The organism is Shewanella sp. 4t3-1-2LB (assembly GCF_017368415.1).
GTDB classification, from domain to species: Bacteria; Pseudomonadota; Gammaproteobacteria; order Enterobacterales; family Shewanellaceae; genus Shewanella; species Shewanella fodinae.
Genome location: NZ_JAFNJD010000008.1, coordinates 85,923 through 96,152, shown reverse-complemented (window position 1 = coordinate 96,152; position 10,230 = coordinate 85,923). Strand labels below are relative to the sequence as shown.

Below are 10,230 nucleotides of genomic sequence, written 5' to 3'. Positions count from 1 at the left end.
TAATTATGGCTTTTAAAATAATATAAAAACTCTGCAAAATTGACACGCGCATTAAGAATGCTATAGTGCTCTGAATCTTTATCCAATGATAAAAGCACACCTTTAATATCTCTTAGATAATCAGTTCTAAAGACATCATTTATTAAATAATCGAAATACAATTTATTAAACCTAATGTTTACAAAATCCCTTTTCCACACAGAATTATTCATATCTTGCTGCAGTTCACCAGATATTTTATCATCCGCTTCAGTTAATATTTTTAGAGACAACTTCTATTACCCTTATAAAAATAGTATCGTCCCAAGAATATCATCGCAGAAGAAATACGATCTTGGATATAAGCATTATCTTTATATTCTAGCTTATCAAAGTCACTACGGATCGATTCCCACACTTTAATGGCGGCATCAGTGTCGCCTTCTGCTACCAGTGCGCTGGCTAACCAGGAACGGGTATCCGCAATATCACCCACAAAGGACTGATTTGCCGGAACTGCCACAAACAGCACTTCTTTTTGAGCCAATGACTGCTCAAACAGGGATTTGGCTTCTTTAAAGTGTTTTAATTTGAGCTGCACCGAACCCAAACTATTCAGGGCGTATGACAGTTCCATCTGAGCATCTTTGTTGTCGGGAGCAATGTCCACCATCCGCTGGCTGTAGATTAGATACTGCTTGAAGTGTTCCAAAGTTGGCTGCCAGTCGGCCTTGTCGTAGGCCAACTGCCCTTGCCAGAAAGCATTGGCACCGAGGGATTTTAGCAAATCCAGATTGTTTGGCTGTTCATCCAGTAGCGGTAAAAACTCTTGTTGTGCGGCCAGTAAGGCATTTTTGGCCTCATCGGTTTTACCACGGGAATAGGCGACTTCGCCAATGGCTTCCAGCGTTTGCCCATGCTGAAAGCGCCCTTCAAAGCCCAAGGTTTTGTCCTGAATGTTGCCTTTAGCGGTAAAGTATTCCAGCGCCTTGTTGGAAATACCATCCAGCAAATCCATACGGCCGATGCTACGCAGTTTGTCGGCAAAATCGCCCACCATAAAACCTAACAAATTTTCGGCATCTAAGCGCCGAGCGGTGGCTTGCTGCTGTGCCTGCTGGCTACGCAGGCTCATGGTCACTGAGATCACCGTTAACACACATAACAGCAGCACCGTGCTGCGGCGCGTCCAGCGCCGCCAGAATGCCCGTTGAGTCGAGGCGTGGACAAACTGCTGCTCACCGGCATCCAGGGTAAACAACGGGTTTTGGGTCAATAGTTGCGCCTGTTGCAGAGGTTTTCCATCCACCAGCAGAAAAGCACCACTTTTGTGTTCTGCCAACCAGCGGCGGCTTTGGTGATACAGGCGAGCCCGCTGCGCCAGACTGTCTTTGTGTTGGTTGATCCACGCCACCGCTTTGGGCCAACGCCGCAGCAGCGCTTCGTGCGCTACATGAAACCCGGCCTGTTGCTGATTTAGCGAGGACACAAACAGACGCTGTTCGACCATCGCCTGCACCAGTGTTTTTTCAGCTTCGGTTTGCAGCTGATCCCAGCGGGCACTGCGGCTGGTGATGGACTGTTCGTCTTCCCGCAATGTCACTAATAGTGACAACACCCGCGACAGCGCCTGTTGCTCCGGCTCGCCAAGGGAAGCCAACAGCGCATCAGCGGTTTTCCCAATGGCGCCTTCGATGCCACCCAAGGCTTGATACACGGCAATCTGCATGGTGCCATCGGCGGCACGTTGCAAATACAGTTGCTGCAAGGTGTATTGCAGCAGCGGTAAGGCATCAGGATTGCTCGCCGCATCGGCACAGAGGATTTCATCCAAGGGCATAGCGGTGTCAGGGTCTTGCTGCCAGCTCAGCCCAGCGCTGACTGCCGGTAAGCGGATCATCTGCAACAATTCCTGGCGCCCAGGAGGTGCTAGATCGAAATGCGCACCGCTGCCCTTGCCTGCCCGCAGGCTCGGATAACTCATCAGTTGTGGGTAAAAATCGTTACGGCAGGCGCTGAGCACCAATATCGCGCGGCTGTGAGCCAGTTGTTCCAGCACATCGACAAACTGCTGCCGCTCGTCATCTCTGAACAGGGGTGACGATAACAGCACTTCTAACCGATCAATAAACAGGCCGAAACGAGCAGTGCCATATTGAGTGTGTTGCAGCAAGGGTTGCAGCCCCGCCAGCAGGGTGGCAGGTTCCAGCAACTTAGCGGCCAAGGTACTCGCGCTTTCGCCCGCAAATACTGGCGCATCGTTCAACTCCCAATCCAGCATAGTGCTTGCCAGTGACAGCAACAGGTCGCCCGCTTGCACATCGGCCAAATCGAGTGTGGCGTGGTCGAGTAATCCTAAGCCATTAGCGCCCTGTTCCGACATCAGATTGGGCACGATGCCCGCATGGATCAGTGATGATTTACCGCTGCCACTGGGGCCAAGTACCAGACAAAAATCGCGGCCAAAGCGCACTTGCTGGGCAATTCGTTCCAGCAGCAGTTGGATCTGTTCACTACGGCCGAAAAATACCTTGGCATCGGCGGCGGTATAAGCCCGCAAGCCGGGGAAAGGTGAATCCCCTTGCCATTGCTGCGGTGCCACACTCTGCTCATGGCCGATAGGGAAACGCACCTCGGCCAGCGTGCGGTAACCGCGCTTACGGATGGTTTCGATATAAACTGGGCTGGTAGCGCTGTCATCTAAGGCGCGCCGTAACTGATTGATCGTCTTGTGCAGTGGGTTATCGCCAGTGTCGATACCCGACCAACATTCGCTGAGCAGGGTTTCGGCACTGATCACCTCGCCTGCATGGCGACACAGATACAGCAGCACATCCATGGCTTTGGGTTCTACTTGCTTCTGCCTGCGTCCTTTCTGCAGAGTGTTGGCATCAGGGTTTATCTGCCATTCGCCAAAATAAAAGGTACTTTGGGTCATCAGTTTGCGTCCACTGCGTCAAAAAAACTGCTTCTGTCAAAACAACAGAAAATACAAGGCATTATTACAAGTGTTTTACATAACTGCCAGTGCTATTTGTCAGTCATAACACTTCCCGATTAACACTTATGCATTCTTGGGATTCACTTTTGCGGCAGAGCGCGTCACCATAAGGCAAATGTTTTTGGTAACGGAACACTCATGAGCAGTCACAAAGTCACCTCACTGAAACTCAAACGTAAGTCACGCCTGCTGGAAATCGCTTTTGATGATGGCAATGAATACCAGCTTACCTGCGAATTTTTACGAGTTAACTCACCTTCAGCCGAAGTGCAAGGACATGGTAATCCCACCTTGGTTACCCATAAACGCAATGTGAATATCAAGGCCATTGAACCTGTAGGCAACTATGCGGTGAAACTGATCTTTGATGACGGCCATGATACAGGTTTGTTTTCTTGGGATATTTTGTACCAGTTCTGTGTCAATCGTGAAGCGCTATGGCAGCAGTATCTGGCACGGTTGCGCGCCGAAAAAGGCAGTCGCGAACCATTAATCGACATGCAAATCCGTTACAGCTAAGGGGTCAACGCGACATTGGCCGGGCCAGCGTTTGACTTAACGCTTGGCTATCCTGACGTGAAAACCAACTGTCCGGCAACTGCACTTTTGACCACATCTCCTGACACAGCGTTTGTGTGTCCTGCCAGTTGCCTTGCAGCAACCAACTCACCAGCATATCGCCCACATCGGGATAACAGATAGGCTGCGGATTACTGGCGCGTAACCAACGGCGTAACGTTTGGCGGTTGAGGCTGTGCATACTTTCAGCCGCCGCCAGCAACTCCAACGCCGCCACATTGGATAACTGTTCGAACTGCCCCATCAGCGGTTTTACCAGCAATTTTTTACCCAGTGTCATCGCTTCGCTGGCCAGCTCAAACCCCGCATTACCTATCACTCCGCCACAACGCGCCATCGATGCTTTAAACCCCTCACGATTAAACCCGTGCCAATGCACATGTGCAGGCAGTTGTTTAGGTGCGCTCGCGGCGTGATAGACGTGGAACTCGTGACTGTCGAACGGCAGTAACAGCGTGCAGATATCGTCAGCACTTTCAAACGGCAGATACACTAGAATTTCATGGGTTTGCTCGCAGGTAACCGGCGCCACTTCCACAAATGGCGGTAATATCGGAAACCCAAAATGATGCCAATGACACCCTAACGCCATGGTGACTGGCGCAAAATACTCAAGTAATCCATCATTGAACCAACTGCCGCCCACCTTGGGCACTGGCCAACGCAGTGCCGCCTGATGACTGATACCAATGCAGGTAACCCCTTGGCGCCGCGCTGCCCAGGCGGAGATTGGTTCAAAATCATTCAACACCAGATCATAACCGGAGAGATCCAACGCCCGGATATCACGCCACAAGCCTAGTAACGAGTTGTGGTGCACGGTAGCGGCAATATTCACCTTGCCGCGATGTGTGGCAAAAGACAGTCCGGCAAGCGCCCGGAAATCCCCAAACGCCTGCATATCAAAATATTTATCGGCAGCGCGGCCACTGAACAGATAATCCACGGTAACGCCATGAGCTGCCAGCGCTTTAGCCATAACGCGAGCACGGCTTAAGTGGCCATTTCCCGTCCCCTGCACTCCATAAAGAATCCGCATTAATCAACCTTGTAACAATTGTCCGGCCCAATAACCGGAAGAACAGCCGAGCATCATGCCGGCCACAATATCCAGCGGGTAATGCACCCCGAGTACTATCCGAGAGCCACCTACCAAGGCGGCCCAGCACAACACTGGTACACCGAATTGCGGATACACCTGCAGCACCGCACAGGCAAACACATAGGCACCAGCGGTATGACCGGAAGGCAGGCTATAGCGATCGGAAGGTTCAAAATCGTGCACCAGTCCCGCAGGTAAGCAATGACAGGGACGCGTGCGGCGAATGGTGTTTTTCAGTAGCAGATAGCAAGGCAATTCCAGCATAAAACTGGCTAACAGCAGGTTGAAGAAAGACTGGCCATCACGATGCAATAGCAGTAACAATACTGCCAGATATAGGTAGGTTGGGCCGTTGCCCGAAGCCGACAGCTTTAAGGCTATCGGTGTCAGCCGGTACTTTTTGCCCCAGAACAACAGCAGACAAAAACCCCGGCGATCCAGCTCTGCAAGGTGTAACAGCATGGCGCCCACTCCATCCAGTCATCTGTTGTAGAGACTAAGAAGTGGCGATGACGCGACCGTGACAGTTCCCCTAAGCTTTTATGACAAGTGCAACATTAAGATAACATCGCGGGTTGGCGATAGGTTTTCAACAAGTAGTAGATGTTAACGCAGGCGCCAAAGGCATTCATCGACACCACAGGCCAGGAGGCAATGGCCACACCGTAGGCGACAAATAATCCGCAACCACACAGATTTACCCAGCGCAGTCGCACAATATCTTTCATCATCAGCGATAACGCCACCATCAAGGAGGCACTGTAGCCAATGACATCAACCGCATTAAGCGTTTCCATCTTCAGGTACCTTACAGTAAGGCCCTCTGCCATCCTTATGCTAAACGGGGGATCCGTGCCCCAAAAGCAGATTAAAAAACAGGGGAAAGTAAATTTTAGGGAGCATATACTAACAGACGATATTTCTCTGGCGTAACGAATTTCGTCCGCAATTTGCCATACCAGACGGTAAACCAAGTGAGACAATTGCGTGATTAATGGCACTTTTCTTTTAACGAATCCCTTATATACTGACTTTTAGTGCGCTAACCGATGCCGTCTCAGTCCGAGCGGAAAAACAGGAGTTTGATTATGGAATACAACACTTCAGAACTTTGTGACATGTACCTGGATGTTGTTGACGTTGTGGAACCCATGTTCAGTAACTATGGTGGCTGCAGTTCCTTTGGTGGCGCCATCAGTACCGTGAAATGCTTTGAGGACAATGGACTGATCCTGGATGTACTGCAGGAAGATGGTGAAGGTAAAGTGTTACTGGTGGACGGCGGTGGTTCGCTGCGCCGAGCGCTGGTTGATGCCGCAGTGGCGGAATTAGCGGTAACTAACAACTGGGAAGGGATCATCGTTTACGGCAGTGTGCGTGAGGTGGATGCCTTGGAAGATATGGACATCGGCATTCAGGCTATTGCGTCGATCCCGGTTGGCGCTGATGCCAATGCCACCGGTGAAGTGGACGTGCCAGTGAACTTTGGCGGCGTAACCTTCCTACCAGGCGATCATATCTATGCCGATAACACCGGTGTTATTTTGTCTCCAGAACCGCTGGACCTAGAATAATCCCGACTACCGCAGTTAACCCAAAAAGTCGGCACTGCCGGCTTTTTTTGTTGCCGCTGAGACCATGAATATCGCACGTCACAGACTATGCTCTTGCGACAGTTTGTGGTCTAATGCTCAACCTGATTGAAACAGGTTTTTCCTGCAGTGATCACAGCTTGGCAGTGCTGAGATTCAGCCAACACCTCTGAAGGCATACACTGCCAGCCATCATTAGTTAATCAAAGGAATACACGATAGATGTCTGAAGATTCTTCCAAAAGCACGCATTTTGGCTATAAAACTGTTGATGCTGCCAAAAAGGCTGAAATGGTTGCTGGCGTGTTTCACTCTGTGGCCACTCGCTACGACATTATGAACGATGTGTTGTCCTTTGGTATTCACCGACTCTGGAAACGCTTTACCATCGAATGTGCGGGTGCACGCCCGGGAATGAAAGTGCTGGATCTTGCAGGCGGCACTGGCGATTTGACTGCTAAGTTTTCGCATCTGGTAGGTGATAGTGGTGAAGTGATCCTGGCGGATATCAATGACTCCATGCTGAAAGTGGGCCGCAGCAAACTACGAGATAAAGGCGTGGTGGGTAATGTCAGTTACGTGCAAGCCAACGCCGAAGCACTGCCGTTCCCAGATAACACTTTTGATATCATCACCATCGCCTTTGGTTTACGTAATGTCACCGATAAAGATGCTGCATTACGCTCGATGCAACGGGTACTGAAACCAGGCGGCAAGCTGTTGGTACTGGAGTTTTCCAAACCACAGCACACCTTTATGAACAAAGCCTATGATCTCTACAGCTTCAAGATGCTGCCACTGATTGGCAAACTGGTGGCGCATGATGCCGACAGTTACGAATATCTGGCGGAATCCATTCGGATGCACCCAGATCAGGAAACTCTGAAAGGCATGATGCAAGATGCAGGTTTAGAGCAGGTGGATTACATCAACATGACGGATGGCATCGTGGCGCTGCACCGGGGTTACAAGTTCTGATATGACAACATGGAGCCTTGACAGCCAGTGGCGTCTGCTCGGTTGTGGAGCACTGGAAGCGGCATTAGCCAAACTTGTGCAGGCCGCAGGCAACGAAGCGCTGCGACTGAAACCATTACATGGCAAAGTGTTCTGCTTTGAGCTCAAGCAACTGTCCTGGCCCTTGTATCTGGTATTCGCCAATGAGATCCAGGTACTGAGTGAATATCAGGGCACTGTCGATGTAAAAGTGATTGGCGATGCCGCCGATCTCTATCGACTACGGGAAGGTGAAAGTCTTACTGAGCTGATTAAACAGGATAAGTTGCGTATAGAAGGCGACCTGACACTGCTGCAGCAATTTAGCAATTTTTTGCAAAATGTCAGGATTGATATTGCCGAGCCATTATCAAAGCTGCTGGGTGATGCCCCGACCTACTGGCTCACAACTGGTGCCAGCCGCGCCAGCGAAGGATGCAAACAAGTACTGCAAAAAACCTGGTCTCATCTTGGTCAGTTAGCAACCGAGGAATATAAAGTGGCACCGCATAAGCTTGAATTTATTCGTCATTGCGACAGAATTGATGAGCTGACTGCGGCAGTGGCAGCACTGGAGCAGCGAATCGCCACCTTGAAGGATAAAATCAGCCCATGAGTTTCACCAGTATCAAACGCGCTTATCAGGTCATCAGTATCGCTCTGCACTATGGTCTGGACGAACTGTTACCCCCTAAACTTGCGCCTTGGTACTTTCGGTTATGGCGTTTAAGCCTGTTCTGGCTGCGCAACCGCCATAAGCAAAAACCCGGCGGTGAACGGCTGAAACTGGCGCTACAGGAACTCGGGCCGGTTTACATTAAATTTGGTCAGATGCTATCAACCCGCCGTGACCTGCTCAGTGATGAATGGGCCTACGAGCTAGCGATGCTACAAGATCGGGTGCCGCCGTTTGACTCCAAGCTTGCCCGCCAAGCCATTGAAGTCGAACTGAAAGCGCCTATTGAGTCGCTGTTCGATGATTTCGATGAAAAACCGCTGGCGTCAGCATCCATCTCCCAAGTACACACCGCTATCCTAAAGTCCAACGGCAAACCGGTAGTGCTGAAAGTGCTGCGACCGAATGTTGAAAAGCAGATAGTGGCCGACCTGCAGCTTATGAGCCAGACGGCAGCGCTATTGGAAACCCTGCTAGGCCCCAATAATCGCCTGCGGCCAGCTGAAGTAGTGGAAGATTACCGTACCACTATCATGGGTGAGCTGAACCTGAAGCTGGAAGCGCTGAATACTATCCGGCTGCGCAACAACTTTCTCGACTCCAACGCCTTATATGTGCCTTACGTGTATGAAGAACTGAGTCATCCACGTTTGTTGGTGCTAGAGCGCATTTATGGCATCCCGGTGTCAGACATTGCTGCGTTAAGGGCGCAGGGTACCAACCTCAAATTACTGGCCGAGAAAGGTGTCCAGCTATTTTTCACCCAGGTGTTCCGCGACAATTTCTTTCACGCAGATATGCACCCCGGCAATATTTTTATCTCCCGCGAGCATCCGCAAGATCCCTATTACATAGGGCTTGATTGCGGCATCATGGGCACCCTCAGCGACACGGATAAACGTTATCTGGCGGAAAATTTCCTGGCCTTTTTCAACCGTGATTATCGCCGTATTGCACAGCTTTATGTGGAGTCTGGCTGGGTGTCGCCTGATACCGATTTGTTGGCCTTTGAGCAGGCCGTCAAAGTTGTTTGCGAACCCATGTTTAATAAGCCGCTCAACGAAATCTCTTTCGGTCATGTGCTGCTGGAACTGTTCCGTACCGCTCGCCGCTTCGACATTGTGGTACAGCCGCAACTGGTATTGCTGGAAAAAACTTTACTTTACATCGAAGGTTTGGGGCGACAGCTGTATCCGCAACTGGATTTGTGGCAGACTGCCAAGCCGTTTTTGGAAAACTGGATGGCGGAACAGGTGGGGCCCAAGGCGATGCTGCGCAAAGCAAAAGCCCAGTTGCCTTATTGGTCAGATAAGCTGCCAGAAATTCCTGAACTGATTTACGACAACCTGCGGTTGGGCAGAAACCTGTTAGGTTCGCAGCAGCAGATGTTAGATAAGTATTTGAGACACCAACAGAAGTCACATAAAAGCAACTATCTGCTTATCACTTCTGCTGTTTTGTTGATCTGCGGCACTATATTATTCAGCCGTGACGTTACACTTTGGCTTTCCCACAGCTGTCTGGGTGCTGGGGTGGTATTCTGGCTTATTGGATGGCGATCCAGGCCAAAGATCCGAAAATTTTAATTCGTATTTGCTAATCAAACGTTCATAATAGAACCGAACAATGAGTTAAGAGGAAACCTTCATGGGTGGTATCAGTATTTGGCAACTTCTCATCATCGCATTAATTGTTGTACTGCTGTTCGGTACCAAGAAGCTGCGTTCACTTGGTAGCGATTTGGGCGGCGCTGTGAAAGGATTCAAGAATGCTATGTCCCCTGAAGAGGAAACCAAGTCCATCGAGAATAATGCAGCGAAAAGCGAATCTGCCGAGGCAACTGAGAAGAAGCCTGAGTCCAAGGACAAAGAACAGGCGTAATCTCTCATGTTCGATGGTATCGGTTTTTCCGAACTGCTGTTGATTGGGATTTTGGGGCTGGTGGTACTCGGCCCCGAACGTCTACCTATAGCGGTTCGTACTATCTCCAACTTTATCCGAACCATGAAACGCATGGCTAATTCGGTAAAGGATGAGCTTGAACAAGAACTCAAGCTGGAACAACTGCACGCCGATTTAAAAAAGGCGGAAAGCAAGGGATTGGGTAATCTGTCCCCTGAATTGCAGGAATCTATCAACCAGCTAAAAGAAGCCGCGCAGTCGGTCAATCGTCCTTATCAGATTGACAGTGACAAACCTGCCAAAGCCGTAGACGACAGCAAACCAGCAGCGACTGAAGTACCTGCTGAGACAGCGACTGCCGAGCCTTCATCTGCCTCCGACACTGATAAAAAATAGCGGGTAA

The 10,230-nt window shown here is 50.2% G+C and carries 11 protein-coding genes and 1 pseudogene; 7 read left to right on the top strand and 5 right to left on the bottom strand.

Features of this window, described 5'->3' with window-relative positions:
- A partial coding sequence (locus J3L11_RS05155; protein WP_207570342.1) for a hypothetical protein occupies positions 1-272 on the bottom strand: 272 nt, incomplete at its 3' end.
- Positions 273-379: 107 nt separating this feature from the next.
- A pseudogene (locus J3L11_RS05150) lies at positions 380-2,917 on the bottom strand (winged helix-turn-helix domain-containing protein); the annotation flags it as partial.
- 201 nt (positions 2,918-3,118) lie between these two features.
- Between J3L11_RS05150 and J3L11_RS05145 the strand changes: the two are divergent.
- Positions 3,119-3,499, top strand: coding sequence for a DUF971 domain-containing protein (locus J3L11_RS05145; RefSeq protein WP_207570340.1), 381 nt, complete (start codon positions 3,119-3,121; stop codon positions 3,497-3,499).
- Positions 3,500-3,503: 4 nt separating this feature from the next.
- Here the strand turns inward: J3L11_RS05145 and J3L11_RS05140 are convergent, their stop codons facing one another.
- From J3L11_RS05140 to J3L11_RS05130, 3 genes are all read right to left on the bottom strand, one after another.
- The gene (locus J3L11_RS05140) at positions 3,504-4,598 is read right to left on the bottom strand and encodes an MJ1255/VC2487 family glycosyltransferase (protein ID WP_207570339.1); all 1,095 of its coding nucleotides are present in this window, start codon (positions 4,596-4,598) and stop codon (positions 3,504-3,506) included.
- Between the two features lie 3 nt (positions 4,599-4,601).
- Positions 4,602-5,123 (bottom strand): phosphatase PAP2 family protein, encoded by a 522-nt coding sequence (locus tag J3L11_RS05135; protein ID WP_207570338.1) that lies wholly within the window; start codon positions 5,121-5,123, stop codon positions 4,602-4,604.
- A 95-nt stretch (positions 5,124-5,218) separates the two neighbouring features.
- Positions 5,219-5,458: a YgjV family protein gene (locus J3L11_RS05130; RefSeq protein WP_189616879.1), complete on the bottom strand. Its 240-nt coding sequence runs from the start codon at positions 5,456-5,458 to the stop codon at positions 5,219-5,221.
- Between the two features lie 291 nt (positions 5,459-5,749).
- Between J3L11_RS05130 and rraA the strand changes: the two genes are divergently transcribed.
- The 6 genes from rraA (at position 5,750) to tatB (ending at position 10,223) form a co-directional block, all read left to right on the top strand.
- Complete coding sequence (rraA, locus tag J3L11_RS05125) at positions 5,750-6,235, top strand: ribonuclease E activity regulator RraA (protein WP_133040479.1); 486 nt, start codon at positions 5,750-5,752, stop codon at positions 6,233-6,235.
- A 240-nt stretch (positions 6,236-6,475) separates the two neighbouring features.
- Positions 6,476-7,231, top strand: coding sequence for a bifunctional demethylmenaquinone methyltransferase/2-methoxy-6-polyprenyl-1,4-benzoquinol methylase UbiE (ubiE, locus tag J3L11_RS05120; RefSeq protein WP_133040478.1), 756 nt, complete (start codon positions 6,476-6,478; stop codon positions 7,229-7,231).
- 1 nt (position 7,232) lies between these two features.
- A complete protein-coding gene (locus J3L11_RS05115; RefSeq protein ID WP_189616880.1) occupies positions 7,233-7,865 on the top strand; it encodes an SCP2 sterol-binding domain-containing protein in 633 nt (210 codons plus the stop codon).
- Positions 7,862-9,511, top strand: coding sequence for a ubiquinone biosynthesis regulatory protein kinase UbiB (gene ubiB / locus J3L11_RS05110; RefSeq protein ID WP_189616881.1), 1,650 nt, complete (start codon positions 7,862-7,864; stop codon positions 9,509-9,511). The genes J3L11_RS05115 and ubiB overlap by 4 nt, the downstream gene beginning before the upstream one ends.
- A 61-nt stretch (positions 9,512-9,572) precedes the next feature.
- Positions 9,573-9,806: a Sec-independent protein translocase subunit TatA gene (tatA, locus tag J3L11_RS05105; RefSeq protein WP_133040475.1), complete on the top strand. Its 234-nt coding sequence runs from the start codon at positions 9,573-9,575 to the stop codon at positions 9,804-9,806.
- A gap of 6 nt (positions 9,807-9,812) precedes the next feature.
- Positions 9,813-10,223: a Sec-independent protein translocase protein TatB gene (gene tatB, locus J3L11_RS05100; RefSeq protein ID WP_133040474.1), complete on the top strand. Its 411-nt coding sequence runs from the start codon at positions 9,813-9,815 to the stop codon at positions 10,221-10,223.
- Positions 10,224-10,230 lie beyond the last annotated feature (7 nt).

Excerpts from the sequence above, each read along its gene's own strand:
- J3L11_RS05115 (WP_189616880.1), top strand. The coding sequence starts at position 7,233 with ATGACAACATGGAGCCTTGACAGCCAGTGGCGTCTGCTCGGTTGTGGA.
- ubiE (WP_133040478.1), top strand. The coding sequence starts at position 6,476 with ATGTCTGAAGATTCTTCCAAAAGCACGCATTTTGGCTATAAAACTGTT.
- tatA (WP_133040475.1), top strand. The coding sequence starts at position 9,573 with ATGGGTGGTATCAGTATTTGGCAACTTCTCATCATCGCATTAATTGTT.
- J3L11_RS05130 (WP_189616879.1), bottom strand. The coding sequence starts at position 5,458 with ATGGAAACGCTTAATGCGGTTGATGTCATTGGCTACAGTGCCTCCTTG.
- ubiB (WP_189616881.1), top strand. The coding sequence starts at position 7,862 with ATGAGTTTCACCAGTATCAAACGCGCTTATCAGGTCATCAGTATCGCT.
- J3L11_RS05140 (WP_207570339.1), bottom strand. The coding sequence starts at position 4,598 with ATGCGGATTCTTTATGGAGTGCAGGGGACGGGAAATGGCCACTTAAGC.
- J3L11_RS05135 (WP_207570338.1), bottom strand. The coding sequence starts at position 5,123 with ATGCTGTTACACCTTGCAGAGCTGGATCGCCGGGGTTTTTGTCTGCTG.
- J3L11_RS05145 (WP_207570340.1), top strand. The coding sequence starts at position 3,119 with ATGAGCAGTCACAAAGTCACCTCACTGAAACTCAAACGTAAGTCACGC.
- rraA (WP_133040479.1), top strand. The coding sequence starts at position 5,750 with ATGGAATACAACACTTCAGAACTTTGTGACATGTACCTGGATGTTGTT.
- tatB (WP_133040474.1), top strand. The coding sequence starts at position 9,813 with ATGTTCGATGGTATCGGTTTTTCCGAACTGCTGTTGATTGGGATTTTG.